The organism is Aestuariimicrobium sp. p3-SID1156 (genome assembly GCF_025144225.1).
Lineage (GTDB): Bacteria > Actinomycetota > Actinomycetes > Propionibacteriales > Propionibacteriaceae > Aestuariimicrobium.
Window position 1 is genome coordinate 482,472 of the sequence record NZ_JALXXB010000001.1, and the last position, 16,577, is coordinate 499,048.

16 protein-coding genes are annotated in these 16,577 nt (G+C 67.2%); 13 read left to right on the top strand and 3 right to left on the bottom strand.

The features are described 5' to 3' along the window. Nucleotides 1-11: 11 nt before the first annotated feature. The gene (locus M3G03_RS02280) at nucleotides 12-2,093 is read right to left on the bottom strand and encodes an MMPL family transporter (RefSeq protein ID WP_259807788.1); all 2,082 of its coding nucleotides are present in this window, start codon (nucleotides 2,091-2,093) and stop codon (nucleotides 12-14) included. A gap of 196 nt (nucleotides 2,094-2,289) precedes the next feature. Beyond that, nucleotides 2,290-3,195 (bottom strand): diacylglycerol kinase family protein, encoded by a 906-nt coding sequence (locus M3G03_RS02285; protein ID WP_259807790.1) that lies wholly within the window; start codon nucleotides 3,193-3,195, stop codon nucleotides 2,290-2,292. Nucleotides 3,196-3,429: 234 nt separating this feature from the next. Between M3G03_RS02285 and clpB the strand changes: the two genes are divergently transcribed. The 7 genes from clpB (at nucleotide 3,430) to fbaA (ending at nucleotide 10,666) form a co-directional block, all read left to right on the top strand. Continuing rightward, entirely contained in the window at nucleotides 3,430-5,976 is a 2,547-nt protein-coding gene (gene clpB, locus M3G03_RS02290) for an ATP-dependent chaperone ClpB (RefSeq protein ID WP_259807917.1), read from the top strand. Between the two features lie 44 nt (nucleotides 5,977-6,020). Beyond that, nucleotides 6,021-6,785: a spermidine synthase gene (locus tag M3G03_RS02295; protein ID WP_259807918.1), complete on the top strand. Its 765-nt coding sequence runs from the start codon at nucleotides 6,021-6,023 to the stop codon at nucleotides 6,783-6,785. Further along, a complete protein-coding gene (locus tag M3G03_RS02300) occupies nucleotides 6,773-7,381 on the top strand; it encodes a sortase domain-bontaining protein (protein ID WP_259807792.1) in 609 nt (202 codons plus the stop codon). Before M3G03_RS02295 ends, M3G03_RS02300 begins: the two co-directional genes overlap by 13 nt. A gap of 28 nt (nucleotides 7,382-7,409) precedes the next feature. Then, complete coding sequence (locus tag M3G03_RS02305) at nucleotides 7,410-8,252, top strand: LemA family protein (RefSeq protein WP_259807793.1); 843 nt, start codon at nucleotides 7,410-7,412, stop codon at nucleotides 8,250-8,252. 71 nt (nucleotides 8,253-8,323) lie between these two features. After that, nucleotides 8,324-8,902: an RNA methyltransferase gene (locus M3G03_RS02310; protein ID WP_259807794.1), complete on the top strand. Its 579-nt coding sequence runs from the start codon at nucleotides 8,324-8,326 to the stop codon at nucleotides 8,900-8,902. Nucleotides 8,903-8,912: 10 nt separating this feature from the next. Next, nucleotides 8,913-9,473, top strand: coding sequence for a hypothetical protein (locus tag M3G03_RS02315; protein ID WP_259807795.1), 561 nt, complete (start codon nucleotides 8,913-8,915; stop codon nucleotides 9,471-9,473). 155 nt (nucleotides 9,474-9,628) lie between these two features. Next, on the top strand, nucleotides 9,629-10,666 hold the full coding sequence (gene fbaA, locus M3G03_RS02320) for a class II fructose-bisphosphate aldolase (protein WP_259807796.1): 1,038 nt from the start codon (nucleotides 9,629-9,631) through the stop codon (nucleotides 10,664-10,666). Between the two features lie 61 nt (nucleotides 10,667-10,727). Here fbaA and M3G03_RS02325 read toward each other — a convergent pair whose 3' ends face one another. Continuing rightward, the gene (locus M3G03_RS02325; RefSeq protein WP_259807797.1) at nucleotides 10,728-10,940 is read right to left on the bottom strand and encodes a hypothetical protein; all 213 of its coding nucleotides are present in this window, start codon (nucleotides 10,938-10,940) and stop codon (nucleotides 10,728-10,730) included. A 45-nt stretch (nucleotides 10,941-10,985) separates the two neighbouring features. On the opposite strand from M3G03_RS02325, the gene M3G03_RS02330 reads away from it, so the two are divergent. The 6 genes from M3G03_RS02330 (at nucleotide 10,986) to M3G03_RS02355 (ending at nucleotide 16,562) form a co-directional block, all read left to right on the top strand. Next, a complete protein-coding gene (locus tag M3G03_RS02330; protein WP_259807798.1) occupies nucleotides 10,986-11,606 on the top strand; it encodes a hypothetical protein in 621 nt (206 codons plus the stop codon). Nucleotides 11,607-11,813: 207 nt separating this feature from the next. Beyond that, complete coding sequence (locus M3G03_RS02335) at nucleotides 11,814-13,307, top strand: methylmalonyl-CoA carboxytransferase subunit 5S (protein ID WP_259807799.1); 1,494 nt, start codon at nucleotides 11,814-11,816, stop codon at nucleotides 13,305-13,307. Nucleotides 13,308-13,335: 28 nt separating this feature from the next. After that, nucleotides 13,336-14,895, top strand: coding sequence for an acyl-CoA carboxylase subunit beta (locus tag M3G03_RS02340; protein ID WP_259807800.1), 1,560 nt, complete (start codon nucleotides 13,336-13,338; stop codon nucleotides 14,893-14,895). A 14-nt stretch (nucleotides 14,896-14,909) separates the two neighbouring features. Beyond that, on the top strand, nucleotides 14,910-15,164 hold the full coding sequence (locus M3G03_RS02345) for a hypothetical protein (protein WP_259807801.1): 255 nt from the start codon (nucleotides 14,910-14,912) through the stop codon (nucleotides 15,162-15,164). Nucleotides 15,165-15,180: 16 nt separating this feature from the next. Next, nucleotides 15,181-15,546 carry an acetyl-CoA carboxylase biotin carboxyl carrier protein subunit gene (locus M3G03_RS02350; RefSeq protein WP_259807802.1) on the top strand — a complete coding sequence of 122 codons (366 nt, stop codon included), beginning with the start codon at nucleotides 15,181-15,183 and terminating at the stop codon, nucleotides 15,544-15,546. Nucleotides 15,547-15,707: 161 nt separating this feature from the next. Further along, nucleotides 15,708-16,562 (top strand): hypothetical protein, encoded by an 855-nt coding sequence (locus M3G03_RS02355; RefSeq protein ID WP_259807804.1) that lies wholly within the window; start codon nucleotides 15,708-15,710, stop codon nucleotides 16,560-16,562. Nucleotides 16,563-16,577 lie beyond the last annotated feature (15 nt).

Here is a 16,577-nt window from a genome sequence, read left to right on the forward strand (position 1 = left end):
GAGCCTAGCCGTCAGTGGCTGAGGGAGAACTTGCGTGCGATCCAGCGCAGGCCCGGCGGTGCCCACCAGTTCCAGTGACCCAGCAGGCGCATGGTCGCAGGGACCAGCAGCGCACGGACGATGGTGGCGTCCAGGATGATGGCGATCAGCATGCCGACACCGACCATCTTGAGGAAGATCAGGTCACTGACGGCGAACCCGAGCACCACCACGCACAGGAGCAGCGCGGCGCTGGTGATGAGGCGTCCAGTCTTCTGCAGGCCGTGCTCGACGGACTCGCGGTTGTGGCCGGTCTTGTCGTACTCCTCCTTGATGCGGCTGAGCAGGAAGACCTCGTAGTCCATCGACAGGCCGAACAGGATCGCCACCATCAACAGCGGCTCGGTCGGGTCGAGGTAGCCCGGCGAGGTGAACCCGAGCAGGCCCTCAAGGTGCCCGTCGGCGAAGATCCAGGTCACCGCGCCGAAGGCGGCGCCCAGAGAGAGGACGTTCATCAGCAGTGCCTTGAGGGGGATCACCACCGAGCCGAACGCGAGGAAGAGCAGCACGAACATCGCGAGTGCCACCAGAGCAGCCATCCACGGCAAGCGTTCACCGACGGAGCTGAGCATGTCGACGGTCTGCGCGGTCTGGCCGCCCACCATCGCTTGGCCCGGAGCGTCCACCTGGCGCAGGTCACGGACCAGGTCCTGGGAGTCGCGGGTCTGCGGGCGGTCGTCCCAGTTGACCTGCAGCAGGGTGGCCGGGTCCTTTCCGGGGGCGCTCTGGTTGATGACCTGGACGCCCTTGACGCCCTTCACCTTCTTCAGGTCATCCATGTAGGTGGCCAGCTCGGCCCGATCGGTGGCCTTCGCGCCGGTGAGAAGGACCTCGGCAGTCGCTTCAGGCGTCCCGAACCATTCGTGCTGCTTGTCCTGGGCGATGACGGCCCTGGCGGAATTGGGCAGCATCGAGGCGTCAATGGCGCCCCATTTCACGTGGAAGAAGGGGATGGTCATCACGACGAGTGCGGCGACGATGGGGATGATGAACAGCATCGGGTGGCGCATCACCTGACGGGCGAGCCTGGCCCAGCCGCCCTGCTGCTCGGCGCGCTCCTGCATCCGGTTGATGGGTCCGATGCCGCCCTTGTTGATGGTCGTGCCCAGCAGGACCAGGATCGCGGGCAGCAGCGTCAGCGTCGAGATCATGCCGACCAGCACCGCCGCAACGCCACCCAGGCCCATGGAGCGCAGGAAGGCCTGCGGGAAGATGAGCAGGGAGGCGAGCGAGACGGCGACCGTCAGGCCGGAGAAGAGCACGGTGCGTCCGGCGGTCTTCATGGCGATCTCGACGGCGGCGGCTGCGTTGGCGCGGGAGGTGTCGGGTTGTTGGGAGAGTTCCTCGCGGAAGCGGGTGACCACGAACAGGGCGTAGTCGATCGCCAGGCCCATGCCCAGGATCGTCACGATGTTCACCGAGAAGACGTTGACATCGGCGAACAGCGTGATGGTGCGCAGCAAGGCGAAGGATCCGATGATGGCTGCGATGCCGACGATCGTGGGCATCAGCGCCGCGACGACCGAACCGAAGATGAGCACCGAGAGCATGAACACGACCAGGATCGCGATCATCTCCGCCTTCACGATGGAGTCGGTGGCGAAGGTGTTGATCTCGTCGAAGACAGGGAACATCCCCGCGATGTGCAGGTCGAGGCCCTTGACCGCCAGGTCATCCTGAATCTGCTTGAAACTGTCCAGCTTGGCGTCGGGGTCGTTGCCGCCGAGGGTGACCAGCATCATGCCGGCGTGCCCGTCATCGCCGATGAGCTTGCCGGACTTGTCGGCGAACCAGGGCACGACCTGCTTGACGTCGGCCTTCGGCAGGTCCTGCAGGACCTTCTGGACGTCGGCGACGACCTGCTGGTCAGTGATCTTCCCGTCGGTGCGGTAGAGCAGGACAATGTCGGCATTCTTGTCCCCGAAGCGCTCCCGGGTCTCCTCGAGGATGAGGTGGGAGTCGCTCTTCGGGTCCTCGAACCCGCCATTGCTGAGCCTGGAGAACAGCGACGAGCCCCACACACCGGCCAGGGCGCCCACCACCAGACAGGCCATCAGGACGGTGAGGGGGCGTCGCCCCAGGAAGCGGGCCCATGCTATTTGCTGTAGTCAGCCGCCCAGAAACTCAGCCCCCCAGCACCATCGGGCGGAACGGTGGGAGAGGGAGGGGAACACACTCATGAGGAACTCCATTGTCGCGATGAGAGGTGGTGGTCACGACGCCAGGTGAGAGCGCTCTCAAAAGCAATGGTCAGGCGGGGACTCTCACCAGCAGGGACTGGGTGTCCATAGAGGTCTTCATGCGCCGCGTCGGCCCCATGGCGTCCCCATCGACCTGGCCCTCGACCTCGCGGTTGAAACTGGCGGTGGCCTCGTGGGTGATCCAGTGGCGCATCTGGCGGTGCCCGCGTCGGTGGCGGGTGACGATGTCGGTGACAAGGGCCGCCCACCCGCGTGGGCCGCGAGGGGAGAGGACCAGCGTGTCCATGTGGCCGTCGTCGGGCTCTGCTTCGGGCACCAGCACCACGCCGGCCTGGAGGATGCCGCAATTGCACACCATGTAGGACCGGGCGTGGTGCTCGTGGCCGTCGGGGCCGGGTTCGTCGTTCTCCACCCGGACGCGGAAGCCACGCGCGAGCATGGCCCTGGCGCCCCCCTCCACGTAGGCGACCCAACCGACCAGCTTCTTCAGGTTGTCACTGGTGTTGGCCATCGTGTCGGCATCGAGCCCGGCGCCCGCGATGACGAGGAAGGTTTCCGGCTTCCTGTCGTCGAACTCCACGGTGCCGACGTCCAAGGTGCGTTCGGTGTTGCCGTAGGCGATGCGTAGCTGGGCCTCGTAGTCGGTGAGCGGGATGTCGAGGTTGCGGGCCAGCAGGTTTCCGGTGCCCTGCGGCACGATCGCCATCGGGACGCCCTGGTTCTTGAGCGCCGCAGCCACGTAACGGACAGTCCCGTCCCCTCCCATCGCGATGACCAGCTCGGCGCCCGACTCGAGCGCCTGGCGACCCATCGCCTCACCGGGGTCGTCCACGGAGGTCTCGATCCAGTCCGGTGCCGCGTAACCGAACTCCCCGGCGAGCTGGGCGGCGACGGCGACCCGTTCCTCCAGGTTCGGCACCTTGATGGGGTTGTAGACAACGCTGACCTTCTTCATGGGCCGAGCGTAGACCTGGCCGGCTTCCTTCGCCCCGCCTTCCCCGGTTTGCCCGACTCCCATGCTCCTGCCCGCGATATATCGCGAGCGAGGACATGCAACGCAGGCAAACCGCAGCGGGGCGGGGGCGGAAACGGAATAATTGCCCTCGCGACGTAGTTGAGTGAAGGTAGCTCAACTTCGAGTCCCACTACTTCCAGGAGTCACTGCGTGAACACCGAAAAGCTCACCACGATGAGTCGTGACGCCGTCTCCGCGGCGTTGCGCAATGCCCTCACCCATGGCAACCCCTCGGCTGAGCCGAGTCACCTGCTCCACGCCCTGCTGATGGTTCCCGACAACACCGTCGGAGCGCTGCTGACCGCTGTCGGCGCCGACCCCGGCCAGATCGACCAGGCCGCCGAGCAGGCCATCGCCAAGCTGCCCAGCGCCCAGGGATCAGCCGTCGCCCAGCCCACGCTGTCGGGAGCGCTCGCCCGCGTCCTCGCCGATGCCGAGACCCGGGCGGACAAGATGGGTGACCAGTTCGTCGCCACTGAGCACCTGCTGATCGCCCTGGCCGCCATCGCCTCGGACGCCCGCAGCATTCTCGAGCGCGCCGGCGCCACCGCGCCCGCCCTTGAGAAGGCCTTCAATGATGCCCGGGGCGACCGTCGGGTCACCTCTGCCGAGGACGAGGGCGGTGAGAAGGCCCTCGACAAGTACTCCGTCGACCTGACCGAGCGCGCCCGCGAGGGCAAGCTCGACCCGGTCATCGGTCGCGATTCCGAGATCCGTCGTGTCGTCCAGGTGCTGGCACGCCGCACCAAGAACAACCCCGTCCTGATCGGTGAGCCCGGCGTCGGCAAGACCGCAGTCGTCGAGGGCCTCGCCCAGCGCGTGGTCCAGGGTGACGTTCCCGATTCCCTCAAGGGACGCCGAGTGGTCTCGCTCGACCTGTCCTCCATGGTCGCCGGCGCCAAGTACCGGGGCGAGTTCGAGGAGCGCCTCAAGGCGGTCCTGAACGAGATCAAGGAGTCCGACGGCCAGATCATCACCTTCATCGACGAGCTCCACACCGTGGTGGGTGCCGGCGCGTCCGGTGAAGGTGCCATGGACGCCGGCAACATGCTCAAGCCCATGCTTGCCCGCGGCGAGCTGCGCATGATCGGCGCCACCACGCTCGACGAGTACCGCGAGCGCATTGAAAAGGACCCGGCCCTGGAGCGTCGTTTCCAGCAGGTCTACGTCGGTGAGCCGTCGGTCGAGGACACCATCGCCATCCTGCGTGGCCTGCGTGAACGCTACGAGGCCCACCATAAGGTGCGCATCACCGACGGTGCCCTGGTCGCTGCCGCCGCGCTCTCGGACCGCTACATCACCCACCGCCAGCTGCCGGACAAGGCCATCGACCTGATCGACGAGGCGGCGTCCCGACTGCGGATGGAGATCGACTCGTCGCCGGAGGAGATCGACCAGCTGCGTCGTCAGGCCGACCGCATGTCGATGGAGGTCTTCGCTCTGGAGAAGGAGGAGGACCCCGGTTCGAAGGCCCGTCTCGAGCGGCTCAAGGCTGACCTGGCCGACGCCCAGGAGCAGCTGCGTGGTCTCGAGGCCCGTTGGGAGGCCGAGAAGAGTGGCCTGAACAAGGTTGGCGACCTCAAGACCCAGATTGACAAGCTGCGCACCGAGGCCGACAAGCTGCTGCGCGAGGGCAACCTGGGCAAGGCCGCCGAGATCCAGTACGGCCAGATCCCCGCCCTGGAGAAGGAACTCGAGGCCGCCTCCGAGGCCGAGCAGACCCAGCCCACGATGGTCTCCGAGGAAGTCGACTCCAACGACATCGCCGAGGTGATCTCCGCCTGGACCGGCATCCCGGTCGGCAAGATGATGCAGGCCGAGTCCGAGAAGCTGCTGGGCATGGAGGAGCACATCCACGACCGCCTGATCGGCCAGGAAGAAGCCGTCAAGGTCGTCGCGGACGCTGTTCGCCGTAGCCGGGCCGGCATTTCCGATCCGAACCGCCCCACCGGTTCCTTCCTCTTCCTCGGCCCCACCGGCGTCGGCAAGACCGAGCTGGCCAAGTCGCTGGCGGAGTTCCTCTTCGACGACGAGAGCGCCATGGTGCGCATCGACATGTCGGAGTACTCCGAGAAGCACTCGGTCTCGCGTCTGGTCGGTGCCCCTCCCGGCTATGTCGGCTACGAGGAGGGCGGACAGCTCACCGAGGCCGTCCGTCGCCGCCCCTACTCGGTGGTGCTGCTGGACGAGGTCGAGAAGGCGCACCCCGACCTGTTCAACATCCTGCTGCAGGTGCTCGACGACGGTCGCCTCACCGACGGGCAGGGGCGCACGGTCGACTTCCGCAACACCATCCTGATCCTGACCAGCAACCTGGGCTCGCAGTTCCTGGCCGACCAGAACATGGACGCCCAGGCCAAGCGCGATGCGGTCATGAACGTGGTGCGGGGCGCCTTCCGTCCCGAGTTCCTCAACCGACTCGACGACATCGTCATGTTCGACCCCCTGACCCAGAGCGATCTGACCCGCATCGTCGACACCAGCTTGGCGAAGCTGAACAAGCGCCTGGCCGACCGCCGGATCACCATCGAGGTGACCCCGGCCGGTAAGGAGTGGCTGGCCAGCACCGGTTTCGACCCGGTCTACGGTGCGCGTCCGCTGCGCCGGCTGGTGCAGTCCACCATCGAGGACCAGCTCGCCCGCAAGGTGCTCTCCGGTGAGGTAACTGACGGCGCGACGGTGGTCTTCGATGTGCGGGACGGCCAGCTGGTCATCCAGTGACAGACCGCCAGTTCGTCCCCGACCCCGGAGTTCCAGGTGCCTGGATGCTCCGGGTCGGGGGAGCCGACCAGTCCTGGGTCTACCCGGAGGACCCCACTCGGCTCGAGTTCGACTATGTTCAACGCATCGCTGCTCATCTGGACGCCCACGCGCCCGCCGGTGAGCGGCTACGCGTCGTCCACATCGGTGGTGGGGCGCTGACCCTTCCCCGCTACGTCGCCCACACGCGTCCCCGATCGGCGCAGATCGTCTGCGAGCCCGACGAGGCCTTGACCGCGGAGGTCCGCGAGAAGGCTCCCCTGCCCAAGAACTCCGGCATCAAGGTGCGCCCGGTCGACGGACGCACCGGGCTCGCAGCGATGCCCGACGACTACGCCGACGTGATCATCATTGACGCTTTCATCGGACGCATCGTCCCGGCCAGCCTGGTCACCGTCGAGTGCTTCGCCCAGGCCCGGCGAGTGCTCACCAGCGGCGGGCTCCTGCTGATGAACGTCACCGACAAGGCCCCCTTTGCGTGGACGCGACGCGTCCTGGCCGGGATGCGCCTCTACTTCCCGCACCGGTCGATGTCGGCCGAGCCCTCGACCCTCAAGGGCCGCCGTCGCGGCAACCTGATCCTGGCCGGCTCCGGCCAGCCGTTGCCGATCGACACCCTCAGCCGCGAGGCCGCCGGCGCAGTGTTCAGCTACCGAGTGATGACGGGGGTGCAGCTGAAATCACTCATCGGTGGGGCACAGCCGATGCATGATGGGACCAGCACGGATTCACCGATGGGCGATGAGGAGACGATGCTGTGGCTGAGCTGACCCCCCGACGTCGGCCCTGGCTGTTGATCACTCTTCTGGTGCTGCTGGTCCTGGCCCTGGTGGCCGGCTCCGCGGCAGTGGCCTGGCAGGTGTGGGGAACCAACCGCCCCGCTCGCAGCGCGGCGTCCGAGCTTGTCAGCGAAGCGCGGACCGCCTGGAAGGCGGGCAAGCCGCATCCAAAGGTGCTGGCCGTGCTCAGCAGTGAGGAGCTGGGCATCGAATGGCCGGTGCTGGTTGGCACGTCCACGGAACAGCTCGATCGCGGGCTGGGCTGGTATCCGCAGACCTCACGCCCCGGTGAGAAGGGCAACCTGGCGATCGCTGGCCGCCGCATCACCCACGGCGCCCCCTTCGCGAAACTGCTCGACCTGCGCGAGGGCAACCAGATCACCCTCGAGACGCACCAGGGACGCTCCCGCTACCGCATCACCACGGCCCCTGCCCAGGTGGACGCCGGAAAGTCCGGGGGCTGGGTGCTGGATCGCGTCCCCGGTCAGGACGCGGAGCCCACCACCTCACTGCTGACGCTCACGACCGCCGCCGACCTGCTCGGGACCAACCGGCGAGCCGTGGTCTTTGCCGAGCTCATGGGCTGAGAACCGGCGACCCGCTAGATTTGGAGCCATGTCGCCACTCGTTGTGATCCTCATCATCCTGGCCGCACTGGTCGTGCTGGGCCTGGCGCTGTTCGTCGCGCCCTACAACAACTTCGTCCGACTGCGGAACACGATTCAGGAGTCGTGGCGTCAGGTGGACGTCGAGCTGAACCGTCGTTACGAGCTCATCCCCAACCTGGTCGAGACCGTGCGCGCCTACGCCGCGCACGAGCGCAACACGCTCGAGGAGATCACCCGCTTGCGCAACCAGGCGGCCTCCATGAGCCAGCAGTCCCATGGCGACACCCCCAGCCCGCAGCGTGCCGAGGTCGAGTCCCAGTTGACCGGCGCCGTGCACAACCTGCTGGTGAGCGTGGAGGCCTACCCCGACCTGAAGTCGAACCAGAACTTCCTCGAGCTGCAGCGTGAACTGGTTGACACCGAGGACCGCATCGCCGCCGGCCGCCGCTTCTACAACGCCAACGTGCGCGCCTACAACACCAAGGTCGAGCAGGTCCCCTCGAACATCGTCGCGAACATGTTCAAGTTCGAGAAGGCCACCTACTTCGAGGTCAACGATCCGGCCGTGCGCCAGGCCCCGGACGTCAACTTCGGCGAGATCAGCTACCGCGGCCCCGCCGACGAGCAGACCCGCCGCGTCGAGCGTCCAGCCGTCGAGTCCGGTCAGGAGTTCCAGCAGCGGAATGACTTCGGTGGCTACCAGGCCCCCCAGGCCCAGCCGCAGCAGCAGGCCCAGCCCCAGTACCAGCAGCAGCCCCAGTACGGACAGCAGGCAAACTACGGGCAGCAGCCCCAGTACGGGCAGCAGCCCAACTACGGCCAGCAGCCCCCGCAGAACCCGCAGCAGTGACGGACCAATCCGTGGAGGGGCCTCGTGAGAACGAGGCCCCTTCGCCGTTCCCCGTGGTGGGTGTGGGCCCGATGCCCGAGCCCTGGCCCGACGACGCACGACTCGACCCCCAGCTCCTCGCTGACGGCGACCGGCGCAATGTCGGTAACCAGTACCGCTATTGGACTGTTGAGGCGATCGTGGCCGACCTGGACACCCATCGCCACCCCCTCCACGTGGCGATCCAGAACTGGGAGCACGACTTCAACATCGGCTCCATGGTGCGCACCGCCAATGCCTTCAACGTCGCCGGCGTGCACATCCTGGGCCGGCGCCGCTGGAACCGCCGCGGTGCGATGGTGACCGACCGCTACCTGCTCGTCCACCACCACGAGGACGTCGAGTCGCTGGTCGGCTGGATGGGGGAGCGCGACATCCCGCTGGTTGGCGTCGACAACCTGCCCGGTGCGGTCCCGCTGGAGTCCGCGGCGCTGCCCCGTCAGGTCTGCCTGGTCTTCGGCTCGGAGGGCCCCGGGCTCACCGACGAGGTGGTCGCGGCCTGCGACAAGCTGGTCGCGATCACCCAGTACGGGTCGACTCGTTCGATCAATGCCGGGGCCGCTGCCGCGATCACGATGTACCACTGGGCGCTACAGCACGCCGCTCGCTAACGTGGTCCCCATGCAGACTCCTGAGGCCTTCCTCGTCGGTTACTCACCCGTCCGCGCGGCGGGCCGAGTCGCGAAGGCGGAGTCCCTGGTCCGGCGTGGTCTGTGGAGCGTTGGCATCTACGCCGTGCTCACGGTGGTGCTGTGGTTCGTCTTCCGCACGCAGCTGAGCATCGGACAGTTCCTGCTCGGCGGCATCCCCGCCGCGGTGATCGTCCTCGGGTTTCTGGTCTGGCGCTACCTCGAGCTGCGTTCGGCCCGCCGGTCGCTCGGTCGCGTACCCGCAGGGGAAGCGATGCGCATCGACCACCAGGGCGTCCATGTCGATGAGGGGACGCAGGGGCAGGGCGCGGAGAAGCTCTTCGACTGGGCGGGCCTCTCCGACCTGCGGGTGGCCGGCTCGAAGCTGGGTACCGGCCCCGACCTCACCGTCGAGCACCGCGACGGCGAGTGGAAGGTGCCGGTCAGCTACCTCGACACGCTCCCGGGAACGATCGACTCCGCGATTCGCGCCTACTCGGGCGGGCGCCGCGGGCTCGACCTGTCCGGGCTGGACTCGATCTGGGGCGAGTGACCAGCCCGTCGACCAGCCGGATTCGGGGGACCCGCGGGGCCGATGCGTCCGTTGGTGGACCCCACGCTGACAGGGGGACGGGTGTTTGACAGACTGGGGGAGTACACGAAATCCCGTGAAGGCCAACGCGGCCAAGAGTCAGAAAGGGGCTCCGCATGCCCATCGCAACTCCCGAGGTCTATGCCGAGATGATCGCTCGGGCCAAGGAGGGCAGCTTCGCCTACCCGGCCATCAACATCACCTCCTCCCAGACCATCAACGCGGCCATCCGTGGCTTCGCCGAGGCCGGCTCCGACGGCATCATCCAGGTCTCCACCGGTGGTGCCGAATACGCCTCCGGCCCGACCATCAAGGACATGGTCACGGGCGCCGCCGCGCTGGCGGCCTACGCCCGTGAGGTTGCGAAGAACTACTCGGTCAACATCGCCCTGCACACCGACCACTGCCCCGAGAACAAGCTGGACGGTTTTGTGCGTCCGCTGCTGAAGCTCTCGGCCGAGCGCGTCGCCCGCGGCGAGGACCCGCTGTTCAACTCCCACATGTGGGACGGTTCGGCCCTGGACGACACCGAGAAGAACCTGCAGATCGCTGAGGAGCTGCTGGCCCAGACCCACGCCAACAAGCAGCTGCTCGAGATTGAGATCGGTGCCGTCGGTGGCGAGGAGGACGGCGTGGTCGGTGAGATCAACGACAAGCTGTACACCTCGGTCGAGGACGCCCTGCGCACCGCTGAGGTCCTCGGCCTCGGCGAGAAGGGCGAGTACCTGACCGCCTTCACCTTCGGCAATGTCCACGGCGTCTACAAGCCGGGCAACGTCAAGCTCCGTCCCGAGATCCTCAAGGACCTGCAGAGCGCCGTCGCCGAGAAGTACGGCAAGGAGAAGCCCTTCGCCCTGGTCTTCCACGGCGGTTCCGGCTCGACCGAGCAGGAGATCTCCGACGCCGTCGACTACGGCGTCATCAAGATGAACGTCGACACCGACACCCAGTACGCCTTCACCCGCCCGGTCGTTGACCACATGATGAAGAACTACGACGGTGTGCTGAAGATCGACGGCGAGATCGGCAACAAGAAGATGTACGATCCCCGCGCCTGGGGCAAGCTTGCCGAGGAGGGCATGGCTGCTCGCGTGGTCGAGGCCTGCCAGGACCTGCGCTCGGCGGGAACCTCGGCTTCTGCCAAGGCTGAGTGAGTCTGAACCACTTCTGCGAGTGTGTGGGGCGGTCCTTCGGGGCCGCCCCTTCGTCATGCCCTCACCAGCTGGACTGCACCGGGTTCTCGGCGCGCGCAGCCGCGACCTTAGGGGAGAGCTGGCCATCGGCATTGCGGGGCGTCCAGGCCTGCGCCGGAGTCCACTCACTGCGGCAGCTGGCACACTCGAAGACCTGCAGGTCGTCGATGCGTTCGTCGGTCGGCCCCCAGTTGCAGGTGCCCTTGCAGTCATGCTGTGCCAGGTCGCGTCCCATGGGGCCAGTCAAGCAGGTGACCCCCTCCCGCGGCATCATCTTTGCATGCGCAAACTTCGTCGCCGGGACGCCCTGAGACTCCCGCTTGCCCTGGGTCTGGTCGCGGCGCTCACCGGCTGCGATGAGGAGATCGCAGGCTGGGGCGGGTCGACCACGACCCCCACCCCTGAGCCGAGCCCGCCGTGCGCCGCTCCGCCGCGTCCCCATCGCATCGAAGAGATCGGCGTCGAGCTGGAGATCTCGGTCGGCTGCGGCAAGAACCCACCCAAGCGCTCTCAGTACCTCGACGGCGGCAAGCGGTCCGACCCTGTGCCGCAGTGGCACTTCGACGGTTTCGCGGTCTACCTGCTGCCCGACGATGTCAAGACCGATCCTGCGGCGCCGATCAATGGCCGCCATGGTTTCTACCGCTCGGTGGAGCAGCTCGTGGAGGGGGAGCGGCTGCCGTGGGATGACGGCCCCACCATCAGCTACGGCCGACACACCTACTCGGAGTACACCAACCGCCGGACCGACTTCGACGACTACTTCGCCTTCATCACCCCGGCCCGCGCGCCCAAGCCCAGCCATTCCACCCTCACCATCGCTCGCTACCGCGTGCGAGAGGGCGAGCCGGCCCCCGAACGCGAGTTGCGCCGCCTGGCCACGAGCGTCCGGGTGATCTGAGGCTCAGGTTCGACACGCCCATGTGGGCAGCCAACCCACGCTCCCCTGAGCAAATGGCCACAGGCCAGCCACTGGCGTCCCCGGCTGGGGTCAGGTTGTGAGCGATCTCACGAACAGGCCCGGCAGGGACGCCGAAACGGGCCCAGGGTGGTGACTATTTCGCCGGCCCGCCGTCCCCGTCAGGACCCTGCTGGGTAGGTTGTAACCATGAGTCAGCGACAGATTGGTGTGACCGAAGTAGCGTTGCGCGACGCCCACCAGAGCCTCATGGCGACCCGGATGGCGATGGAGGACATGGTCGACGCCTGCGCCGACATCGACTCCGCCGGGTACTGGTCGGTGGAGTGCTGGGGCGGTGCCACGTTCGACGCGTGCATCCGCTTCCTGAATGAGGACCCGTGGCGACGTCTGCGGACCTTCCGTGAATTGATGCCGAATTCGCGCCTGCAGATGCTGCTGCGCGGGCAGAACCTGCTGGGCTACCGCCACTACGAGGACATGGTGGTGGACAAGTTCGTGGAGAAGTCGGCCGAGAACGGCATGGATGTCTTCCGCGTCTTCGATGCACTGAATGACCCGCGCAACCTCGAGCACGCCATGGCTGCGGTGAAGAAGACCGGCAAGCACGCCCAGGGCACCATCTGCTACACGATCAGCCCGCTGCACGACACCGAGGGCTACGTGAAGCTTGCCGGGCGACTGCTCGACATGGGCGCCGACTCCATCGCGCTCAAGGACATGGCCGCGCTGCTCAAGCCGCAGGCCGCCTATGACGTGGTCAAGGCAGTCAAGGAGGCCTACCCCGGCACCCAGATCAACGTCCACTGCCACTCCACCACCGGTGTCACCCTGGTCAGCCTGATGAAGGCGATCGAGGCTGGCGCCGATGTCGTCGACACCGCCATCTCCTCCATGTCGCTCGGCCCGGGACACAACCCGACTGAGGCCCTGGTCGAGATGCTCGAGGGCACCGAGTACACCACCGGCCTGGACAAGGCCAAGCTGCACTCGATCCGCGACCACTTCGCCACCGTGCGCCCGAAGTACAAGGAGTTCGAGTCGGCCACCCTGATCGACACCGACATCTTCGACTCCCAGATCCCCGGGGGCATGCTGTCCAACATGGAGTCCCAGCTGCGCAACCAGGGCGCGGGCGACCGCATTCGGGAGGTCATGGAGGAGGTGCCGCGCGTGCGCAAGGATGCCGGCTACCCGCCGCTGGTGACCCCCTCCAGCCAGATCGTGGGGACCCAGGCCGTGTTCAACGTCCTCATGGGCCGTTACAAGGTCATGACCGGTGAGTTCGCCGACCTCATGCTGGGCTACTACGGCGAATGCCCCGGGGAGCGCAACCCCGAGGTCATCGAGGTCGCGCGCAACCAGAACAAGAAGGACCCCATCACGGTGCGTCCGGCTGACCTGCTCGAGCCTGAATGGGACAAGCTGCGTGCCGAGGCCGAGAAGCTGCCCGGCTTCGACGGTTCCGATGAGGACGTGCTGAGCGCCGCCATGTTCCCCGGCGTCGCCCCCAAGTTCTTCACCACCCGCCCCGAGGGGCCGAAGAACGTGGGCAAGACCACCGAGCAGCTTGAGCGTGAGAAGAAGGCCGCCGACGCGAACTCCAAGGCCGTGCGCGGCCCCATCAGCTACAACGTCACCATCGGCGGCCGCACCCAGACCGTCAAGGTCGAGCAGGCCTGAGGCCGTCAACAGGATCGAGAGGACTTCCATGTCACAGAACGTCCACACCATGGCTGAGCGCCTGGAGACGTTGAACGAGACCCGCCACAAGATCGAGCTCGGTGGCGGTGAGGACAAGTTGGAGAAGCAGCGCGCCACGGGCAAGATGACTGCCCGCGAGCGCATCGACGCACTGGTCGACTCCGGCACCTTCCAGGAGACCGGCGCCTTCCGCCGCAACCGCACCACCACCTTCGGGATGGACAAGGCCGACATGCCCGCCGACGGCGTGGTGACCGGCAGCGGTGCCGTCTTCGGACGCCCGGTCCACCTGGCCAGCCAGGACTTCACGGTCGTCGGTGGATCCGCTGGTGAGGCGCATTCGGTCAAGGTCGCCGAGACCATGGCGTCCGCGCTGAAGACCGGCACGCCCTTCGTCTTCATCAACGACTCCGGCGGCGCCCGCGTCCAGGAGGGCATCGATTCCCTGTCGGGCTACGGCAAGGTCTTCTACCAGAACGTGCTGCTCTCGGGCGCCGTCCCGCAGGTCTCGGTCATCTGCGGGCCCTGCGCCGGCGGTGCGGCCTACTCCCCGGCACTGACCGACTTCATCATCCAGACCCGCAAGGCCCACATGTTCATCACGGGCCCCGGTGTGATCAAGCAGGTCACCGGCGAGGACGTCAGCCAGGATGAACTCGGTGGCGCCGACGCCCACATGGCGCGCTCTGGCGTGGTCCACTTCGTCGCCGATGATGACGAGCAGGCCATCCTCATCGCCCAGAAGCTGCTCAGCTTCCTGCCGCAGAACAATACCGAGGACGCCCCGATCGTCGACCCGGACTTCGATGTCGCCCCGAACGAGCGGCTGCGCGAGATCCTTCCCGACGACGGCCGCAAGGGCTACGACGTCCACGAGGTCATCGCCGAGATCGTGGACCGCGGCGACTTCCTGGAGGTCCAGGCCGGTTGGGCGCAGAACATCGTGGTGGGCTTCGGCCGCGTCGTCGGACGCACCGTCGGCATCATCGCCAACAACCCCTCGGTGATGTCGGGGGTCCTCGACATCGACTCCTCGGACAAGGCCAGCAAGTTCATCCGCTTCTGCAATGCCTTCAATATCCCGGTCGTGAACCTGGTCGACGTGCCCGGTTTCCTGCCGGGCGTGGCCCAGGAGCACAACGGCATCATCCGCCATGGCGCCAAGATGCTCTACGCCTACTCCGCGGCCACCGTTCCGAAGATCACGGTGGTGATGCGCAAGGCCTACGGCGGCGCCTACCTGGCCATGTGCTCCAAGGACCTGGGTGCTGACAAGGTCTTCGCCTGGCCCACCGCCGAAATCGCCGTGATGGGTGCCGAGGGTGCTGCTGGCGTCGTCTTCAAGCGCGAGATCGACGCCGCCGAGGACCCGGTCAAGCGTCGCGCCGAGCTGGTCGAGGAGTACCGCGAGACCTTCTCCACGCCCTACGTGGCAGCCTCCCGCGGTCTGGTCGACGACATCATCGACCCGGCTGAAACCCGCCGTGAGATCGCCACTGCCCTGGAGCTGCTCGCGAGCAAGCGGGAGCTGCGCCCGGCCAAGAAGCACGGCCTCGGCCCGGCCTGATCGAAGGAGTGACGATGCCTGACAACGACGCGCTGCTCAAGCAGCTGCGTGCCCTGGTCGAGCGGGTTGATGCCCTGGAGACACAGGTCGCCAAGCTGCAGAAGAGCCAGCGCATCCCCGAGGACGACCTGATCGCCATCTCAGCGGCCGTGGCCGCCTACCTCGGCCACGACGCCAAGGTGCGGGCAGTGAGGTTCAGCCAGTCCGGCTCCTGGACGCGCGAGGCCCGCAGCCGCGTCCACAACCGCGCGGTGCCCCATAACCGGTGATCGAGAAGAGGAAACCATGGAACTGAAGTTGACCGTCAACGGCACCGAGTACGAGGTTGAGGTCGAGGTCGCCGAGGAGACGCGGCAGGCGCCGACCATCATCATCGGGGGTGGCGGTGGCACCAATGTCGCAGCCCCGACAACGGCCAAGATGCCTGCTGCCAGTGCCAACGCCGTGGTGGCCCCGCTGGCCGGATCGGTGGCTCGCGTCCTGGTCAAGGAGGGGGACTCCTTCGAGGCAGGGGCAGTGCTGCTGGTGCTCGAGGCCATGAAGATGGAGACCGAGATCACCGCCCCCGCCGCCGGCTCGGTGGGCGCCATCCTGGTCGAGCCCGGACAGGCCGTCCAGGGTGGGCAGCCCCTGATCGAGCTCAAGGCCTGACTCTGGAATCGCTCGCACGTGACGCCTGGCAGTACCAGCCCTCCGAGGAGGAACTGGAGGCTGCCAGGCGTCCGCCCTACCCGAAACCCGGCCCCGCTCGTGCCTTCACGGATGCCGCCCTGGCGGCGGTCGCCGCGTGGGCGAACAGTGATGCCCCCGAGGTGTACCTGTACGGTCCGTCGTACGCTGGACCCCATCCCGCTCGTCAGGAGGTCAACACCTGGCTGCTGACCGGCGCTGCCCGACAGTCGCTGCCCCAGATGGTGGCCCTGGTGGTCGAACTCGGCCTGTTGTCGCTCGACGCTGCCCGCTCTCTGGTGGAGGGCGCCCGTTTGCCGTCAGATTCTGCCGTCCTCCAGCGCGCGGTCATCGCCAGACTCGCGCGCGAGGGCGACATCGATGCCGCCATCTCCGCTGCGCAACACCCCTGCTTCGGGGAGGACCAGTGGCGCGGCTGGCGCGTGCTGGGCTGGCACTTGGCCACCCGCGGCGACCTGCCCGGATTCCGCCGCCTTGCCGCCAGGTTCAACGCGCGCACGCTCAAGGTCGAGATCGAGCGGATGCGTGCCACCCTCATCGGCGAGGTGACCAGGCGTGACGGACTGTCAGCCGGCGTGGCTGCCGCGTCCAGCCTCAAGCAGTCGCCGACGCTGGCGGTCGATGCCCTGGCGAAGCTGGGGGAGCCAGGAGCGCTCGCCGCGGCCATCGCCGAGATCCCCGAATTGGCAATGCTGCCCGAAGACACCTGGAACTGGCCGCTGGTGCGCGCCCTGCAGGCGGACGTGGAGCTCACCGCACTCGAGCATGACCACCCCGACCTCGCCTGGATCCTGGACCGGGTGTTGGCCATCGACCCGACCAGGTCTCGTGGGGATCAGCAGGCGCGTGACGGCATGCTGCTGTCCCTGTGGCCCGCCATCGGTGACTCCGAAACGCTGGCCCGGGTCCGCAAGGAGATCAGGGCGCCCAGCATCCGCAAGGAGTTCGGAACCAGACTGGCCCGCGACGTGCGCTGAGCCGGCCGTTGTTGT

Bases quoted from the DNA above. Each gene is read 5' to 3' on its own strand.
- M3G03_RS02280 (WP_259807788.1), bottom strand. From the start codon at position 2,093: ATGGCCTGTCTGGTGGTGGGCGCCCTGGCCGGTGTGTGGGGCTCGTCG.
- M3G03_RS02350 (WP_259807802.1), top strand. From the start codon at position 15,181: ATGGAACTGAAGTTGACCGTCAACGGCACCGAGTACGAGGTTGAGGTC.
- M3G03_RS02310 (WP_259807794.1), top strand. From the start codon at position 8,324: ATGCCCGAGCCCTGGCCCGACGACGCACGACTCGACCCCCAGCTCCTC.
- clpB (WP_259807917.1), top strand. From the start codon at position 3,430: ATGAGTCGTGACGCCGTCTCCGCGGCGTTGCGCAATGCCCTCACCCAT.
- M3G03_RS02330 (WP_259807798.1), top strand. From the start codon at position 10,986: ATGCGCAAACTTCGTCGCCGGGACGCCCTGAGACTCCCGCTTGCCCTG.
- M3G03_RS02295 (WP_259807918.1), top strand. From the start codon at position 6,021: ATGCTCCGGGTCGGGGGAGCCGACCAGTCCTGGGTCTACCCGGAGGAC.
- M3G03_RS02345 (WP_259807801.1), top strand. From the start codon at position 14,910: ATGCCTGACAACGACGCGCTGCTCAAGCAGCTGCGTGCCCTGGTCGAG.
- M3G03_RS02315 (WP_259807795.1), top strand. From the start codon at position 8,913: ATGCAGACTCCTGAGGCCTTCCTCGTCGGTTACTCACCCGTCCGCGCG.
- M3G03_RS02335 (WP_259807799.1), top strand. From the start codon at position 11,814: ATGAGTCAGCGACAGATTGGTGTGACCGAAGTAGCGTTGCGCGACGCC.
- M3G03_RS02285 (WP_259807790.1), bottom strand. From the start codon at position 3,195: ATGAAGAAGGTCAGCGTTGTCTACAACCCCATCAAGGTGCCGAACCTG.
- fbaA (WP_259807796.1), top strand. From the start codon at position 9,629: ATGCCCATCGCAACTCCCGAGGTCTATGCCGAGATGATCGCTCGGGCC.
- M3G03_RS02325 (WP_259807797.1), bottom strand. From the start codon at position 10,940: ATGGGACGCGACCTGGCACAGCATGACTGCAAGGGCACCTGCAACTGG.
- M3G03_RS02340 (WP_259807800.1), top strand. From the start codon at position 13,336: ATGTCACAGAACGTCCACACCATGGCTGAGCGCCTGGAGACGTTGAAC.
- M3G03_RS02305 (WP_259807793.1), top strand. From the start codon at position 7,410: ATGTCGCCACTCGTTGTGATCCTCATCATCCTGGCCGCACTGGTCGTG.